The 17,386-nt window shown below is 64.2% G+C and carries 15 protein-coding genes; 9 read left to right on the forward strand and 6 right to left on the reverse strand.

Annotated elements, in window-relative coordinates; genetic code table 11:
- Positions 1-205: 205 nt before the first annotated feature.
- From ACZ89F_RS31745 to ACZ89F_RS31765, 5 genes are all read left to right on the forward strand, one after another.
- Positions 206-1,033 (forward strand): ferredoxin--NADP reductase, encoded by an 828-nt coding sequence (locus ACZ89F_RS31745; RefSeq protein ID WP_183446557.1) that lies wholly within the window; start codon positions 206-208, stop codon positions 1,031-1,033.
- 210 nt (positions 1,034-1,243) lie between these two features.
- Complete coding sequence (gene deoC, locus ACZ89F_RS31750) at positions 1,244-2,293, forward strand: deoxyribose-phosphate aldolase (protein WP_476096109.1); 1,050 nt, start codon at positions 1,244-1,246, stop codon at positions 2,291-2,293.
- 62 nt (positions 2,294-2,355) lie between these two features.
- Entirely contained in the window at positions 2,356-4,728 is a 2,373-nt protein-coding gene (locus ACZ89F_RS31755; RefSeq protein ID WP_476096110.1) for an aldehyde dehydrogenase family protein, read from the forward strand.
- 189 nt (positions 4,729-4,917) lie between these two features.
- Entirely contained in the window at positions 4,918-5,649 is a 732-nt protein-coding gene (locus tag ACZ89F_RS31760) for an SDR family oxidoreductase (protein WP_476096111.1), read from the forward strand.
- Between the two features lie 199 nt (positions 5,650-5,848).
- The gene (locus ACZ89F_RS31765) at positions 5,849-6,694 is read left to right on the forward strand and encodes a fumarylacetoacetate hydrolase family protein (protein ID WP_476096112.1); all 846 of its coding nucleotides are present in this window, start codon (positions 5,849-5,851) and stop codon (positions 6,692-6,694) included.
- Positions 6,695-6,853: 159 nt separating this feature from the next.
- Here the strand turns inward: ACZ89F_RS31765 and ACZ89F_RS31770 are convergent, their stop codons facing one another.
- The 6 genes from ACZ89F_RS31770 to ACZ89F_RS31795 form a co-directional block, all read right to left on the reverse strand.
- On the reverse strand, positions 6,854-7,852 hold the full coding sequence (locus ACZ89F_RS31770; RefSeq protein ID WP_476096113.1) for an ABC transporter ATP-binding protein: 999 nt from the start codon (positions 7,850-7,852) through the stop codon (positions 6,854-6,856).
- 15 nt (positions 7,853-7,867) lie between these two features.
- Positions 7,868-8,929: a Gfo/Idh/MocA family protein gene (locus ACZ89F_RS31775; RefSeq protein WP_476096114.1), complete on the reverse strand. Its 1,062-nt coding sequence runs from the start codon at positions 8,927-8,929 to the stop codon at positions 7,868-7,870.
- Positions 8,926-9,765, reverse strand: a complete 840-nt coding sequence (locus tag ACZ89F_RS31780; protein WP_476096115.1) for a carbohydrate ABC transporter permease — start codon at positions 9,763-9,765, stop codon at positions 8,926-8,928. Before ACZ89F_RS31780 ends, ACZ89F_RS31775 begins: the two co-directional genes overlap by 4 nt.
- A gap of 11 nt (positions 9,766-9,776) precedes the next feature.
- Positions 9,777-10,706, reverse strand: a complete 930-nt coding sequence (locus ACZ89F_RS31785; protein ID WP_476096116.1) for a carbohydrate ABC transporter permease — start codon at positions 10,704-10,706, stop codon at positions 9,777-9,779.
- Positions 10,707-10,950: 244 nt separating this feature from the next.
- Positions 10,951-12,210: an ABC transporter substrate-binding protein gene (locus ACZ89F_RS31790; protein ID WP_476096117.1), complete on the reverse strand. Its 1,260-nt coding sequence runs from the start codon at positions 12,208-12,210 to the stop codon at positions 10,951-10,953.
- 118 nt (positions 12,211-12,328) lie between these two features.
- Positions 12,329-13,279, reverse strand: coding sequence for an N-acetylmuramic acid 6-phosphate etherase (locus ACZ89F_RS31795; RefSeq protein WP_476096118.1), 951 nt, complete (start codon positions 13,277-13,279; stop codon positions 12,329-12,331).
- Positions 13,280-13,477: 198 nt separating this feature from the next.
- Between ACZ89F_RS31795 and ACZ89F_RS31800 the strand changes: the two genes are divergently transcribed.
- The 4 genes from ACZ89F_RS31800 to nagA are packed head-to-tail and all read left to right on the forward strand — an operon-like array spanning position 13,478 to position 17,371.
- Positions 13,478-14,356, forward strand: a complete 879-nt coding sequence (locus tag ACZ89F_RS31800) for a glucosamine kinase nucleotide-binding domain-containing protein (RefSeq protein WP_476096119.1) — start codon at positions 13,478-13,480, stop codon at positions 14,354-14,356.
- Positions 14,353-15,135, forward strand: a complete 783-nt coding sequence (locus ACZ89F_RS31805; protein WP_136619549.1) for a GntR family transcriptional regulator — start codon at positions 14,353-14,355, stop codon at positions 15,133-15,135. The genes ACZ89F_RS31800 and ACZ89F_RS31805 overlap by 4 nt, the downstream gene beginning before the upstream one ends.
- A gap of 32 nt (positions 15,136-15,167) precedes the next feature.
- Positions 15,168-16,202, forward strand: a complete 1,035-nt coding sequence (locus ACZ89F_RS31810; protein ID WP_476097443.1) for an SIS domain-containing protein — start codon at positions 15,168-15,170, stop codon at positions 16,200-16,202.
- On the forward strand, positions 16,199-17,371 hold the full coding sequence (gene nagA / locus ACZ89F_RS31815) for an N-acetylglucosamine-6-phosphate deacetylase (RefSeq protein ID WP_476096120.1): 1,173 nt from the start codon (positions 16,199-16,201) through the stop codon (positions 17,369-17,371). The genes ACZ89F_RS31810 and nagA overlap by 4 nt, the downstream gene beginning before the upstream one ends.
- Positions 17,372-17,386 lie beyond the last annotated feature (15 nt).

Raw genomic sequence — 17,386 nt, forward strand, 5'->3', positions numbered from 1 at the left:
TGCACGGACTACGGATATGCGTCAGTTTGGAAAGCTGTTTTAAGGGAGCATCTTGACGCAAATATCGTTTGTATACTAATAAATTCCCGACACAAGAGCTTGCCGCTTTGCAGTGTGCGACAGCACGCCGGAACCTGAATGGTTCGGGCGCGCAGGTGAAGGTTTGGCGCCCGCGTCCGTGAGTTGGGCCAGAAGGTTGGATTTGATGAACACCACATCCGCTCTCAACACCGTCGGCGCCCGCCCGCTGCAATTCCCGATTCCGGCCAACGTGTATGCCGAGACCGTCGTCTCGGTGAAGCACTATACCGACCGGCTGTTCTCGTTCCGCATCACCCGTCCGCAGTCGCTGCGCTTCCGCTCCGGCGAGTTCGTCATGATCGGCCTGCCCAATGCCGAGAAGCCGGTGTACCGCGCCTATTCGGTGGCGAGCCCGGCCTGGGACGAAGAGCTGGAATTCTTCTCGATCAAGGTGCCGGACGGCCCGTTGACCTCGGAACTGCAGAAGATCCAGGTCGGCGACACGGTCATCATGCGCCAGAAGTCGACCGGCACGCTGGTGGTCGACGCGCTGACCCCGGCCAAGCGGCTGTTCATGATCTCGACCGGCACCGGCATCGCGCCCTTCGCCAGCCTGCTGCGCGACCCCGACACCTACGAGAAATTCGATCAGCTGATCCTGACCCATACCTGCCGCGACAATGCCGAGCTGACCTACGGCCAGGAGCTGGTGGCGGCGCTGGAAAGCGACCCGCTGATCGGCGAACTGACCGCTGGGCGCGTCACCCTCTACAATTCGACGACCCGCGAGGAGTCGGCCTGCATGGGCCGTATCACCGCGCTGATCGGCTCCGGCAAATTCTACAGCGATCTCGGCATCGACAAGCTCAACCCGGAAACCGACCGCATCATGATCTGCGGCTCGATGCATATGCTCAAGGACGTCAAGGAACTGGCCGAAAGCCTCGGTTTCGTGGAAGGCTCGCTGAGCCATCCGGCGACTTTTGTGGTCGAGCGCGCCTTCGTCGGCTAGAGCCGAGCGCCTCGTCCCAAATCAGGGTTTGACCTTCCGGTCAAAAATTAGCTGCTTTCGCGGCCTTTTTCAGCTATGAGCGCCCTAAGGACTCGTGAAGCGTCAATTCACGGGCTATCTTCGTGCGTGTCGCCCAAACGTGTCGAGCGGTTTTGGGAAAACGATGCGCACCAAGACATAAGCGCACGTCGCTGAATGAAAGGGCAGGAGATGAGCAGCACAATCCGCGAAGCCGATGTTGGCTCGTCCAAAGTGACGCCGCTGCCGGCGCGTGCCGCCGCCAACACCGCCGTCCCGCATGACCATCGCATCGCGCGCAACCCCGGCATGAAGCTCGATCTCGGCTTCATGGAATCGGTGCGCAGCGTCAATCGCTCGGCGCTGGAACGCCGTGTTGCCAGCCTGACCAAGCGGCGCTCGATCAAGGCCGACAACCAGGCGGCCTGGTTGCTGCGCGCCGTCGCCTGCATGGATCTGACGACGCTGAATTCCAACGACACCGAGGAACGCGTGCGCCGGCTCTGCGCCAAGGCGATCAACCCGTTTCGCCGCGACATTGTCGAGGGTCTCGGCATATCAGCCGAAACCATCCGCCCGGCCGCCGTTTGCGTCTATCATCCCTTCGTCGCCACCGCCGTCGATGCGGTGCGCGGCACCGGCATCCATGTCGCCGCCGTCTCCACCGCCTTCCCGCATGGGCTGGCACCCCTGTCGACCCGCCTGCAGGAGATCGAGGCCTCGGTCCGCGACGGCGCCGATGAGATCGACGTGGTCATTCCGCGCGGCCTGGTGTTCGGCGCCAAATGGCGGGAGCTTTACAATGAGATTGTCTCGATGCGGGCCGCCTGCGGTGACGCGCATCTGAAGGTCATCCTCGGCACCGGCGACCTCGCCACGCTGCGCAATGTCATGCTGGCCTCGATGGTGGCGATGATGGCGGGCGCCGACTTCATCAAGACCTCGACCGGCAAGGAAAGCGTCAATGCGACGCTGCCCGTCGGCCTCGCCATGGTGCGCGCCATCAGGGCCTATTTCGAGGAAACCGGCTATCTCATCGGCTTCAAGCCTGCCGGCGGCATTTCCACGGCCAAGGCTTCGCTCGACTGGCTGGTGTTGATGAAGGAAGAGCTTGGCCGCCCATGGCTGGAGCCGGAGCTGTTCCGCTTCGGCGCGTCAAGCCTTTTGACCGACATCGAGCGCCAGCTCGAGCACCATCTGACTGGTCACTATTCGGCCAATCATCGCCACGCAATGGCTTGAGCACCCACCCCGATCGGCTTTGCCGATCGACCTCCCAGGCGGGAGGGTGAAGGAGGCACCTGATGAACATTCTCGACCGTTATCACGCCATGGAGTACGGCCCGGCGCCGGAGGCGCGCAACGAGGCCGATGCGTGGCTTACAGCGCGTGATTTCGGCAAGGCGCTGTTCATCGGCGGCGACTGGAAAGCCGCTTCCGGCGGCAAGACCTTCGAGACCAGCGAGCCGTCTTCCGGCAAGTTGCTGGCCAAGGTCTCGGACGCCAATGCCGCCGATATCGACGCGGCGGTTGCGGCGGCCACCAAGGCGCTGCCAAAATGGAGCGCCAGTTCAGGCTATGTCAGGGCGAAAGTGCTCTACGCCATTGGCCGCGCCATGCAGCGCCACCAGCGTCTGTTCGCGGTGCTTGAGACAATCGACAACGGCAAGCCGATCCGCGAAAGCCGCGACATCGACGTGCCGCTGGCGATCCGCCATTTCATCTATCATGCCGGCTGGGCGCAGGCGCTGGACAGGGATTTCCCCGGCCAAAAGGGTGTCGGTGTCGTCGGCCAGATCATCCCGTGGAATTTTCCGCTGCTGATGCTGGCCTGGAAGATCGCACCGGCGCTCGCCGCAGGCTGCACGGTGGTGCTCAAGCCGGCCGAATTCACGCCGCTGACATCGATCCTGTTCGCCGAAATCTGCGAGCGCGCCGGCGTGCCGAAAGGCGTCGTCAACATCGTCCAGGGCGGCCCGGAGGCAGGTGCGGCCATCGTCAACCATCCCGGCATTCAGAAGATCGCCTTCACCGGCTCTTCCGAGGTCGGCAAGATCATCCGCAAGGCGACCGCCGGCTCTGGCAAGAAACTGTCGCTGGAGCTCGGCGGCAAATCGGCCTTCATCGTCTTCGAGGATGCCGATCTCGACAGCGCGGTCGAAGGCCTGGTCGACGGCATCTGGTTCAATCAGGGCCAAGTCTGCTGCGCCGGCTCGCGGTTGCTGGTCCAGGAAGGCATTGCGGACGCCTTGATCGCCAAGGTCAAGACGCGGATGAGCCGGCTGCGCGTCGGAAGCCCGCTCGACAAGAACACCGATATCGGCCCGCTGGTCGACTTGACACAGCTCGAGCGCGTCAAGGGTCTGGTTGCCGAGGGCGCCAGGCAAGGCGCTGTCTGCTGGCAGCCGGATGCCGCGCTGCCGTCCTCCGGCTACTACTATCTACCGACTCTCGCCACTGGTGTTTCGCCGGCTAATATCCTGGCGCAGGAAGAGGTGTTTGGCCCGGTTCTGGCCACCATGACCTTCCGCAACACCGAGGAAGCGATCGAGCTTGCCAACAACACGCGCTACGGGCTCGCCGCCTCGGTGTGGAGCGAAAACGTCAATCTCGCTTTGCACGTCGCGCCGCAGCTGAAGGCCGGCGTCGTCTGGGTCAACGGCACCAACATGTTCGATGCCGCTTGTGGTTTTGGCGGCTACCGCGAAAGCGGATTCGGCCGCGAAGGCGGGCGTGAAGGCATGTTCGAATATCTCACGGCGAAACTGCCGCTTGGCCCTGTCATCAAACCGGCGACGATCTCTGCACAGCCCGTCGAGCAGGCCGATGGCGCGGCAATCGACCGCACGGCAAAGCTGTTCATCGGCGGCAAGCAAATTCGGCCGGACGGCAATTACTCGCTGGCGGTCGCCACCGCCAAAGGCAAGCTTGCCGGCGAGGTCGGGCTCGGCAGCCGCAAGGATATCCGCGATGCCGTCTCCGCTGCCCGAGCCTGCAAGGGCTGGCCCGAGGCGACCGCCTATAACAGGTCCCAGGTGCTCTATTATCTGGCCGAGAACCTTTCCGGCCGCGCAAGCGAGTTTGCCGCCCGCCTCAGCGAACTGACCAGCGCCAATGCCAAGGCGGCGCGCGAGGAGGTCGACCAGTCGATCGAGCGGCTGTTCCTCTATGCCGGCCTTGCCGACAAGTTCGAGGGCCGCGTGCACCAGCCGCCGGCTCGCGCCGTGACGCTCGCCTTGCACGAGCCGGTCGGCGTCGTCGGCATCGTCGCACCAGATAGCTCCCCGCTGCTCGGCCTGATCTCGCTGGTGGCACCCGCACTCGCGATGGGCAACACGGTGGTCGCGGTGCCGTCCGAGCGCTATCCGCTGCTGGCGACCGATCTCTACCAGGTGATCGAATATTCGGATCTTCCGGCCGGCGCCATCAACATCGTCACCGGCCGCAGTGCCGAACTTGCCGGCGTGCTGGCCAAGCATAACGATGTTGACGGGCTCTGGGTGTTCGCCGATGCAGAGACCTGCGCCAAGGCGGAAGCCGAGTCCATCGGCAACCTCAAGCGGGTCTGGAGCGGCAACGGCCGCAGCCTCGACTGGGCGTCCGACGAGGCTGCCGGCGACGCCTTCCTGCGCCGCGCCGTCGAGGTGAAGAACGTCTGGGTGCCCTACGGCGATTGAGCCGCGTGGCCATCGCGATGGTGATCGTGTTCGGGCTTGACGCCCGGATGCATGTTCTTTAACGAGAAAAAACATCTTTATCTGTGGGCTGACAGGCGCGCAGGCCGCATAATGGCGTCCGACTGGCACATGACGCCCTGGCCAACTGCCGATAAACCCCAACGATCCCAAACGGGCTAGGAGAACAGCATGGCGGATCTGGCAGGCAAGGTCGTTGTCGTCACGGCAGCGGCGCAAGGCATCGGCAAGGCGAGCGCGCTGGCCTTCGCCAAGGCAGGTGCTGTCGTCCATGCCACCGACATCAACGAGGCGCTGCTGGCGGAACTCGCCAAGACACCAGGGGTCAAGACCCGCAAGCTGGACGTGCTCAACGACGAGGCGGTCAATGCCGCCTTTGCCGAGATCGGTGTCGTCGATGTGCTGTTCAACTGCGCCGGTTTCGTCCATTCCGGCTCGATCCTCGAGATGAAGGACGCCGATCTCGATTTCGCGCTGAACCTCAATGTCCGTGCCATGATCCGCACCAGCCGCGCCGTGCTGCCCGGCATGCTGGAACGCGGCGACGGATCGATCATCAACATGGCCTCGCTGGCCAGTTCCACCAAGGGCGTGCCCAACCGCTTCGTCTACGGCCTGACCAAGGCGGCCGTCATCGGCCTGACCAAGGCGATCGCCGCCGACTATGTCGGCAAGGGCATACGCTGCAACGCCATCTGCCCCGGCACGGTCGAAAGCCCGTCGCTGCAGGACCGCATGCATGCGCAAGGCGACTACGATGCCGCCCGCGCCGCCTTCATCGCCCGCCAGCCAATGGGCCGGCTCGGCACGCCGGAGGAAATCGCCGATCTCGCCGTCTATCTGGCCGGCGCCACCTATACGTCCGGACAGGCCTACAATATCGACGGCGGCTGGTCGATCTGACCAGGACGATCGGCCTCTTCCCGGCGTTTACCAGGGGATCGAGGAGTCTGAAAATCCTGTTCACCGGCTATCTTGTATGGCGAGCGCGCTTGTCCGGGAATAGGTCGATGGGTACGGTCCGCCGGTTCCTCGAAGGAGCCATCGCCTTGGCGGAGAGTTTGCAAAAGGCCGCGAGGCCGCAATCAGGAGAAGGATTTAAATGAAGCTGCTGCGCTATGGCGAGGTCGGGAGCGAACGCCCCGGCATGCTCGATGCGGATGGAACGATCCGTGATCTCACTGGCCACGTCGCCGATATCGGCGGCAAGGCACTCGATCCGGCATCGCTGGCGGCACTGGCCAAGCTCGATCCGAAGTCGCTGCCGGCGGTTTCCGGCAGCCCGCGCCTTGGTGCCTGCGTTGCCGGCACCGGCAAGTTCATCTGCATCGGCCTCAACTATTCCGACCATGCCGCTGAAACCGGCGCCACGGTGCCGCCGGAGCCGATCATCTTCATGAAGGCAAGCTCGGCCATTGTCGGGCCGGATGACGACGTGCTGATCCCGCGCGGCTCTGACAAGACCGACTGGGAAGTCGAACTGGCCGTGGTCATCGGCAAGACCGCCAAATATGTCAGCGAGGCCGATGCACTCGACTATGTCGCCGGCTATTGCGTTGCCCACGACGTCTCCGAGCGTGCCTTCCAGGCCGAGCGGCAGGGCCAGTGGACCAAGGGCAAGTCCTGCGACACGTTCGGTCCGACCGGCCCGTGGCTGGTGACCAAGGACGAGGTGTCAGACCCGCAGAACCTCAAGATGTGGCTGACGGTCAACGGCAAGACGATGCAGAACGGCTCGACCAAGACCATGGTCTACGGCGTCAAGTATCTGGTTTCCTATCTCAGCCAGTTCATGTCGCTTCACCCCGGCGACATCATCTCCACCGGCACGCCGCCCGGCGTTGGCCTCGGCATGAAGCCGCCGGTGTTCCTGAAGGCCGGCGACGTGGTGGAGCTCGGCATTGAAGGCTTGGGTCAGCAGAAGCAGACGTTCAAGGCTGACGTGTAATCTGCAAGGTTGCGCTGCTCCCTCATCCGGCCGCTTCGCGGCCACCTTCTCCCCGCTGGGGAGAAGAGGTGAGCGGCGGCGCTGACAATCTCCTCTCCCCTCGGGGAGAGGTCAGCCGAGCGAAGCGGAGGCTGGGTGAGGGGGCTGCGCCGTCAGCCCCTACTTCAGCACCTTCCCATCAGCCCCAAACCGATAGGTCTTGGCCGGATCCGGCGTCGCATACAGCGTGGCACCCGGTTCGGCATCGTAGACGCCGAAAATGCGCACGGTGATCAGTCCGGCTTTCTCGCAATCGAGATAGAGATTGGTGTCGGCACCGAGATGCTCGGCATGAACGACCGTTCCCTTCCACGCGCCTGACTTCGGATCGACGGTCAGATGTTCCGGCCGCACGCCGATGGTCTTGGCCGCCTCGCCGAGCCTGGCGCCGTCGACGAAGTTCATCTTCGGTGAGCCGATGAAGCCGGCGACGAACTCATTAGCCGGCGAATTGTAGAGCTCCATTGGCCCGCCGATCTGCTCGATCCTGCCGGCATTGAGCACGACGATCTTGTCGGCCAGCGTCATCGCCTCGACCTGGTCGTGCGTGACGTAGATCATCGTCGCCTTCAGCCGGCGGTGCAGTTGCGCGATTTCCAGCCGCGTGTTGACGCGAAGTGCTGCATCAAGGTTCGACAACGGTTCGTCGAACAGGAACAATTTTGGCTCGCGCACCACGGCGCGGCCGATGGCGACGCGCTGGCGCTGGCCGCCGGAGAGCTCGGCCGGCCGCCTTTCGAGATAGGGTTCCAGCGACAGCATCGACGAGGCGATGCCGATCCGCCGCTCGATCTCGGCCGCCGGCGTACCGGCCTGTTTGAGGCCGAGGCCCATATTGTTCTTCACCGTCAGATGCGGGTAGAGCGCATAGGTCTGGAACACCATGGCGATGCCGCGCTTGGCCGGCGGCGTGGCGGAGACATCCTCGCCGTCGATGACGACGCGGCCAGAGGTCGAATCCTCCAGTCCGGCGATGACCCGGAGCAAGGTCGACTTGCCGCAGCCGGACGGGCCGACGAAGACGACGAATTCGCCATCATTCACTTCGAGGTTGATGCCCTTCAGCACCTCGACCGGCCCGAAGGCCTTCTTCACGTTCTCGATGTTCAGCGAGCCCACGGCTTCGTCCCTGTTCTAGAGTTTCACGGCAGCGCCACTGCGCACGCTCTCGTCGGCGGCAAGGCAGACGGCGAGCGATTTGACCGCGTCGTCCATGTGTTTGGTGAGATCCAGATCCTCGCGGATCGCCTTCAGCACGAAGGCCTGTTCGAGGTCGCAAAGGTCCTGGTGGCCGGGCTCGCCCTCCATCGACAGCATTTCATCACCCTTGACGAACTTGCCGTCCGCACCGGTCGCGGCGCTGTGCAGGCGGATGGTCGAGGTCTTGGTGTGGGTGTCGATGTCGTCGGACTTCACACCCTCCTTCATGACGATCGACACGCAACCATTCGGCGAAATGACGTCCTTCACGAAGAACGCCGTTTCCGAAATCATCGGCCCCCAGCCGGCTTCATACCAGCCGACCGAACCGTCATCGAACAGCACCTGCAGGTGGCCGTAATTGTACATCGAGGGCGCCACCTCTTCAGTCAGCCGCACGCCCATGCCGCGCACCTCGATCGGCTTCGCATCGGTGATCTGCAGCATCACGTCGAGATAGTGCACGCCGCAGTCGACGATCGGCGAAGTCGTCTGCATCAACTGCTTGTGCGTCTCCCAGGTATGGCCTGAGGATTGCTGGTTGAGGTTCATGCGGAAGACGTAGGGGCCGCCGAGCTTGCGCGCTTCGGCGATCAGCCTGATCCAGGATGGGTGATGGCGCAGGATGTAACCGATCACCAGTTTTCTGCCATTCGCCTTGGCCGCCGCAACGACGCGCTTGGCGTCGGCCACGGTCGTTGCCAGCGGCTTTTCGACGAAGACGTGACAGCCGGCCTCGAAGGCCTTCACAGCGTAATCGGCATGGCTGTCGGAATAGGTGGCGATGCAGGCGACATCGGGCTTTTCGTCGCGCAGCACCTCGTCGAAGGAGCGCCTGATACCGTAGCCCGACAGCCCTTCAGGCAGCGGCACGTCGGAGCGGTTGATGAGTGCTGCGATCTGGAAACCCGGATTGGTGTGATAGGCCAGCGCATGGCTGCGGCCCATATTGCCGAGGCCGGCGACAACAACGCGCAGGGGTGTTTCAGAACTCACTTGACGGCTCCCGAGGTGATGCCGCGGATTAGCTGCCGCGAGAAGATGACGTAGAGGATCAGCACAGGCATGATCGCCAGCGACAATGCGGCCAGGATGGCGTTCCAGTTGGTGACGAACTGGCCGAGGAAGAGCTGCGCGCCGAGTGTCACCGTCTTGGTCTCTTCCGACGGCGCCAGGATCAGCGGGAACCAAAGATCGTTCCAGATCGGGATCATGGTGAAGACGGCGACGGTTGCCATCGATGGCCGCACCAGCGGCAGCACAAGCCGGAAGAAGATGGTGTATTCGGACAGGCCGTCGATGCGGCCGGCATTCTTCAGATCGTCCGACACCTGCTTCATGAATTCCGACAGGATGAAGACGGCAAGCGGCAGGCCCTGCGCGGTGTAGACCAGGATCAGCGCCGTCAGCGTGTTGACCAGTCCGCTCGCCACCATCAACTGCAGGATGGCGACGGTGCCCAGCCGGATCGGGATCATGATGCCGAGCGCCAGATAGAGGCCCATCAGCGAATTGCCGCGAAAGCGGTATTCCGACAGCGCGAAGGCCGCCATGGCGCCGAACAGGAGCACGAAGAACAGCGAGGCGACGGTGACGACGAGGCTGTTCTGGAAATAATGGATGAAGTCGCCCTGGCCGATCACCGTGGTGTAGCCGATCAGGTCGAAGGTCTTTGGCGTCGGCGGCGTCAATGGTGCGCCGAAGATGCCCGCGCGCGACTTGAACGAGTTCATGATGACGAGGATCACCGGAAACAGCGCGATCGCCGTGTATGTTAGCAGGATCGCGTGGGCGCCGATGGTGCGGGGCATGGAACGGGTGGCGGTGCTCATCTCTTGCCTCCTCAGAACTGGTAGCGACGCAGGCGCGTCTGCACGAGGAAGAGGTAGACGCAGACGCCACCAAGGATGATCAGGAACATCATCGTGGCGATCGCCGCCCCCATGTTGGGATCGCCGACCTGCAGCTGGAAGCCGAAGAAAGCGCGGTAGAGGAAGGTGCCGAGGATGTCGGTCGAATAGTTCGGCCCGGCGAGCGCGCCTTGCGCGGTGTAGATCAGGTCGAAGGCGTTGAAATTGCCGACGAAGGTGAGGATCGAGATGATGCCGATCGACGGCAGGATCAGCGGCAGCTTGATCTTCCAGAACTGCGACAGGCCGGTGATGCCATCGCATTCGGCGGCCTCGATCACCTCTTCGGGGATCGACAGCAGGGCGGCGTAGATCAGCATCATCGGGATGCCGACGAACTGCCACACCGAGATCAGGCTGAGCGCGGTCAGCGCATATTGCTCCTTGCCCAGCCATGGCGTGAACAGGCTTTTCAGGCCGACAAGATCCATCAGATGCGGCGCCACGCCCCACAACGGCGACAGGATCAGCTTCCAGGCGAAGCCTACGATGACGAAGGACAGGATGGTCGGCACGAAGATCGCCGTGCGGTAGAAGGCCGCAAATCTCAGTCTTGGGCTGGACAGCAGGGCCGCCAGCATGACGCCGATCGGGTTCTGCACGATCATGTGGATGATGAAGAACCAGGTGTTGTTCCTGAGCGCGTTCCAGAAGCCCACCGACCAGTTGGGGTCGCCGAACAGCGTGCTGAAGTTTTGCAGCCCGACGAAGACCTGGTGCTGCTCGATGTTGCGAAACAGCGACAGCTGCAGCGTGCCGGCGAGCGGCAGGATCATGATCGCCGTGTAGACGAGCACGGCCGGCGCCAGGAAGATGCCGATGTGCCAGCGGAACGGTCTTTTCGGTCTGATATCTGCGGCCATGAGTTCGGTCCCCGCCGATCAGGTCTCGGCAAATGCCGCCAAAGGCGCGGCGCCTCCCTCCCCCTCGAGGGGAGGGTGCCTCGCGAAGCGAGGCGGGTGGGGTCGGTCAAGCAGCGCGCCGTCGACATTTGACCGCGCTTTCCAGCAACGATCAAGTCGCGGCCTGCCTCCACCGACCCCCTCTGTCGCCTTTGGCGACATCTCCCCCTCAAGGGGGGAGATAAGCAGCGCTCAGCCTGAGCTCTTACTTGGCCGGCTTGTACCAGCTGTCGAGACCGGTCTGCAGCTTCTTGGCCGCGGCGTCCGGCGTATCGGTGCCGTTGATGACGTTGGCCGATTCAACCCAGGTCTCGTTTTCGAGGTTCGGCGTGCCGCGCGACAGGATCTGGTAGGTCGAGCGGATCGTCGACTTGCACTTGCCGCGCCAGGAGACGAATTCCTGCGCCAGCGGGTCTTCCATCTTCACCGGCGCGGAGTTCAGGCTGAAGAAGCCCGGCAGCGCGTTGGCGTAGATGGTGGCGAAGTCCGGCGAGGCGACCCAGGACAGGAAGGTCTTGGCCGCATCTGCGTTCTTCGAAGCCGCATTCAGGCCCATGCCGATATCGGTATGGTCGGAGATGTAGCACGTGTCGCCGGCCTTCTCGACCGGCGGCGGGAAGGCGCCCATCTTGAACTGGGCCTGGGTGTTGAACAGGCCGATTTCCCACGAGCCGGCCGGGTAGATGGCGGCGCGGCCGAGCGTGAACAGGTTCTGGCTGTCCGGATAGGTCTGGGCTTCAAAGCCATCGCCGAGATAAGGCTTCCACTTGGCCAGTTCCTCATACGGCGCGACCCAGTCCTTGTCGGTCAGCTTCTGATCGCCCTTGATCAGCGCCGCACGGCCGTCCTCGCCCTTCCAGTAGTTGGGGCCGATGTTCTGGTAGCCCATGGTCGCGGCTTCCCAGAGATCCTTGGTGCCCATCGCCATCGGGATGTAGGTGCCGTCGGCCTTGATCTTGTCGAGCGCGGCGAAGAACTCGTCGCGGGTCTCCGGTACCTTGATGCCGAGCTTGTCGAAGGCGTCCTTGTTGTAGATGAAGCCGTGGATGACCGAGGCCATCGGCACGCAGAAGCTTGCCTTGCCGTCGTCGGTCTGCCAGGCGGACTTGGCCACCGGGGAGAAGTTCTCCATGCCGGGCAGCGCCGACAGGTCGGCAAGGTTGCCCTTCTTGAACAGTTCAAGCGACTTGTCGAACGGGCGGCAGGTGATCAGGTCGCCCGCCGAGCCGGCGGCGAGCTTGGCGCCCAGCGCCGCGTCATATTCGGTCGGAGCCGACGGGGCGAACACCACCTTGATGCCCGGGTTCTTGGCTTCGAAAGCCGGGATCAGCTTGTCCTTCCAGATGGCAAGGTCGTCGCCGCGCCAGCTTTCGATGTTGAGCGTTACGTCGTCGGCATAAGCCACCCCGGCGGAGCCGAGAATGCTGGTGCCCAGAAGCAGTGCCGTCAGTAGTTTCGTTGTCATGCTCAGTCTCCCTGTTGACCTTTTTCAGGTTCGGTTTTGATGAGAACGGAGGCAGTGCGCCCCTTGCTCCCCTCGCAAGCCCTGTTTCCCCCGATGGAAATCGGGATGAAACATGGCTCTATTTCTTTGTTCGGGCATGATCTTTCCCAAAAACCGGTTTCCACTTTTCGGGATCATGCCCCAGCGCGGAAAGGGCCGGCCGCAACTTCTGGCCGGCCTCTTCCAGTATCCTCTGCGCCGCATCGGCGCTGTCGGCGCCGGCGGCAAGCAGAATGGCGGTCTTGACCGCGCCGCCGCTCTTCTCGAGCAGGCGGGCCGCTTCGTCCGTGCCGCGCCCGCTGACGGCGGCGACGATGCGTGCCGCGCGGTTGCGCAGCTTGATGTTGTCGGCCGTCAAATTGACCATGTAGCCGTCATGGACATGGCCGAGATGGACCGCGGTCAGCGTCGACAGCATGTTGAGCGCGATCTTCTGGGCGGTGCCGGCGCCCATGCGCGTCGAGCCGGCGATCAGTTCCGGCGGCGTTTCGAGCACGACCGCCACATCGGCCAGGTTGAGCAGCGGCGTGCCCCTGTTGTTGGCAATGCCGATGGTAGCGGCACCCCGACGGGTGGCTTCCTCGATCGCTTTGACGGCATAGGGCGTCGTGCCGCTGGCCGAAATGGCGATCAGGCAGTCGCCCTTGCCGATGCCGGCATTGGCGACCGCTGCCGCGGCTTCCTCGGTGTCGTCTTCCGGCCCGCCGGCCAGTGTGCGGAAGGCATCGTCGCCGCCGGCGATCAGGATGGCGATGCGGTCGCGGTGAATGCCGAAGGTGCCCGGCAATTCCAGTGCGTCGGCCAGCGCCATCAGGCCGGAACTGCCGGCCGCCGCGTAGGCAAGCTTGCCGCCGCTCTTCAGCCTGCCCGCGATGATTTCGGCTGCCCTGGCAATGGACGGAATGGCGTGGCGCACCACCTTGGCGGCTTCGATCTGCGCATCGGCCAAATAGGAAAGGATGGCGTCCGGGGCCTGGATATCCAGCCCTTCGGCATTCTGGTGAAGCGCTTCGGTGCGCGTTTCGGCCATCCCGGTTCCTCCAATACCAGAACAATACCAAAAAAATACCACTTGTCCACATGCATTAACGAATTCGCTGGCCGGAAATCGCTGAACCGACGAAATGCATAGGTTTTTCAATAAAATACGGCTTAATCTTTTTGAAACGGAAATTAACCCTTGGCTATTGGTATTTTATTGGTATTATCCGCCCGGAGGAGAAATCACGTGAATTTCGTGCTCGGAATCGATGGCGGCGGCACCAGCTGCAGGGCCGCCCTGGCAACTGCGGACGGCACTGTTGTTGGCCGCGCCAAGAGCGGCGCCGCAAACATCCGCACAGACCTGACCGGCGCCCGCTCGAACATCGTCGAGGCTGCACGGCAGGCGTTCATCGCCGGTGGGCAAGATCCGGAACTGATCCCGCAGACGCCGGCCATTCTCGGCCTTGCCGGCGCCAATGTCGGCACCTACCGGCAGCAGCTCGAAGCGATCCTGCCGTTCAGCATCAGCCGCGTCGAGACCGACGCTGAAATCGCGCTGGAAGGCGCTGTCGGCTCGGGTGACGGCGCCATGGCGATCCTCGGCACCGGCACCGCCTACATGGCGCGCAAGAACGGCAAATCGCGCGCCATCGGCGGCTGGGGCTTCCAGGTCGGCGACCAGGGCAGCGGCGCCCGCATCGGCCGCGACCTGCTCGAACAGACACTGCTTGCCTATGACGGCGTCCGCGCCGGCTCGCCGCTGACGCAGAGCATGCTCGCGGTCTTCCGCAACAACCCGGAGGACGTGGTCGAATTCACCACCAATGCCAAGCCAGGCGATTTCGGCGGCTTCGCGCCCAAGGTGTTCGAGCATGCCGAGAAGGGCGACAGCGTCGCCAACTGGATCCTCGACAGGGTGGTCGCCGACGTCGAGGCCTCGCTCGGGGCGCTCGACCTGGCGGACGACGCGCCGCTTTGCCTGCTCGGCGGGCTGGCGCCGCTCTACGCGCCGCGCCTCTCGGTGCGCTACCGGGCGCTGCTGAAGCCGCCGCTCGACGACGCACTGGGCGGCGCCGTGCAGATGGCGGTCCGTCTTTTCGCGACCACGGAGGCGGCTCGATGAGCGAGGCCGCCGACCAGATCTTCGCCACGCTGAAACATCAGGCGCAAAGCGGCGCGCCGCTCTATCTGCAGCTTCGCAAGAGCATCGAGGACGCGGTCAATCGCGGCCTGATCGGGCCGGGCGACGCGCTGCCCTCCGAGCGCGACATCGCCACCAAGGCCGACATTTCCCGTGTCACCGTGCGCAAGGCGGTGCAGGACCTGGTCAAGGGCGGCATACTGGTTCAGCGCCACGGCTCCGGCACGTTCGTCGCACCGCGCATGGAGCGCGTCGAGCAGTCGCTGTCGCGGCTGACCTCGTTTACCGAAGACATGGCGCGGCGAGGCATGGCGGTGCGTTCGGCATGGCTCGATCGCGGCCTTTACGCGCCTTCGCCCGACGAGATGATGGTGCTCGGCCTATCGTCGAGCGAACTTGTGGCCCGCGTGGCGCGCCTGCGCATTGCCAACGACACGCCGCTGGCGATCGAACGCGCCTCGCTGTCGGCCAGCGTGTTGCCCGATCCGGCCGATATAGGCTCCTCGCTCTATGCGGCGCTGGAATTGACCGGCAACCGGCCGGTGCGGGCGGTGCAGCGCATCTCCGCCGCCAATCTCGGCGACAGCGACGCGCGCCTGCTCGAAGTGCCGCCGGGCGTCGCCGGCCTGCACATCGAACGCATCTCCTATCTGGCGAGCGGCAAGGTGATCGAGTTCACCCGCTCCATCTACCGGGGCGACGCCTATGATTTCGTCGCCGAACTGCGGCTGACAGGGCCGAGCGAAGAGGGCCGACCATGACGACAGAGCCGAGCAAGTCGACAGAGCCGACCATGTCGGCAGAAATGACCCATATGCGGCGCGAGATCGAGGAGATCCCGCAAGCCGTCGCCCGCCTGCTCGATGGCTCCGGCACCGTGCTGGCCGAAGCCGGGCGCGGCATCCGCGAACGCGACCCGCAGTTTGTCGTCACCGTGGCGCGCGGCTCGTCCGACCATGCCGCCACCTTCATGAAATATGCCGTCGAGCTGACCGCCGGACTTGCCGTGGCGTCGGTCGGACCATCCATCGCCTCGATCTATGGCCGCAAGCTCAGGCTCGCCGGCTCGGCCTGCCTGGCGATCTCGCAGTCGGGCAAGAGCCCCGACATCGTCGCCATGGCCGAAACCGCGCGGGCCGGTGGCGCGCTGACCATCGCCATCACCAACACCGCCGATTCGCCGCTGGCGCGTGCCTCGGACTATGCGATCGATATACTGGCCGGCCCCGAGCGCAGCGTGGCGGCCACCAAGACCTTCATCAATTCCGCTGTCGCCGGTCTCGCTTTGATGGCGCATGCCACTGGCGACGATGCGCTGCTGGCGGCACTCGCCCAATTGCCCGAGCATTTCCGCAAGGCGATCGCCTGCGACTGGATGAGCGTGCTGGCCGAGACGATCGAGAAGCAGAAGTCGCTGTTCATCCTCGGCCGCGGCCCATCCGCGGCAATGGCCAACGAGGCGGCACTGAAATTCAAGGAGACCTGCGGCATGCATGCCGAGGCCTACAGCGCCGCCGAGGTCATGCATGGCCCGCTGGCGCTGATCGGCCCCGATTTTCCGGTGCTGGCGCTGGCCGCGCGCGACGCGTCCGAACCATCCATCGCTGAGGCCGCCGACAGCCTGGCGGCCAAGGGCGCGCCGGTGTTCGTCACCTCGGCACTTGCCCAGCGCGCCGTGCGCCTGCCGCATGTCGCCACCGGCCATCCGCTGACCGATCCGCTGACGCTGATCGTCTCCTTCTACATGTTCGTCGAGGCCTTTGCCCGCCATCGAGGCCTCGATCCGGACACGCCGCGCAATCTTCGCAAGGTGACGGAGACAGTATGAGCGACCGTTTTGCCCTGACTGGCGCCCGCATTTTCGACGGAGACGACTGGCATGAAGGCCACGCGCTGGTCGTGCGCGACGGCCTCGTCGAGGCTATTTTGCCCACCAGCGCCATCTCCTCGGATATCCGCGTCATCGACACCGGCGGTGGCGTGCTGGCGCCGGGCTTCGTCGACCTGCAGGTCAATGGTGGCGGCGGCGTCATGCTCAACGACCACCCCGATGTCGCCTCGATCGAAACCATCTGCAAGGCGCATGCGCCCTTCGGCACGACGGCGCTGCTCGTGACGCTGATCACCGACACACCCAGCATCACCGCCGCCGCCGTCGCCTCCGGCGAAGCGGCGGCGCTGCGGAAGCTGCCGGGCTTCCTCGGCCTGCATCTCGAAGGCCCGCATCTGTCGATCGCCCGCAAGGGCGCGCATGATCCGGCGCTGATCCGGCCGATGCTCGATGCCGATCAGGCGATGCTGATCGCGGCGCGGCAAAGACTGCCGGTGCTGCTCACCACCGTAGCGCCGGAATCCGTTGAACCGGCGCGCGTCACGGCACTCGCCAAGGCTGGCGTGATCGTCAGTCTTGGCCATTCCGACACCGGCTACGCCACCGCCAGCACCTTCGCCGAAGCCGGTGCGAGCGTGGTCACCCATCTGTTCAACGCAATGAGCCAGATCGGCAATCGCGAGCCTGGTCTGGCCGGCGCGGCCATCGACATCGGCACCTTGTCCGCCGGACTTATCGCCGACGGCATCCATGTCGATCCCGCCACCATCAAGATCGCGCTGCGCGCCAAGCAAGGGCCCGGCAAGATCGTGCTGGTCAGCGACGCCATGGCGACGATCGGCACCGACATGACCTCGTTCACGCTGAACGGGCGCACCATCTACCGCAGGGATGGCAGCCTGCGGCTTGCCGACGGAACGCTGGCGGGTGCCGATCTCGACATGATCTCGGCTGTTCGATACGTCCACCGGGTTGTCGGGCTGGACCTGTCGGAAGCGTTGCGCATGGCCTCGCTCTATCCGGCGCAGGCGATAGGGCAATCGCATCGGCTCGGGCGATTCGCCAACGGCACGGCGGCGGATATCGTTTCGCTGTCTGATAATCTCGACATGAAGGGCGTCTGGATCAGTGGCGAAAAGGTCTTCGGGGCTGACGCGCCAGTCTGACAGACTGACCGCGCA

It is taken from the genome of Mesorhizobium sp. USDA 3734, from assembly GCF_056279665.1.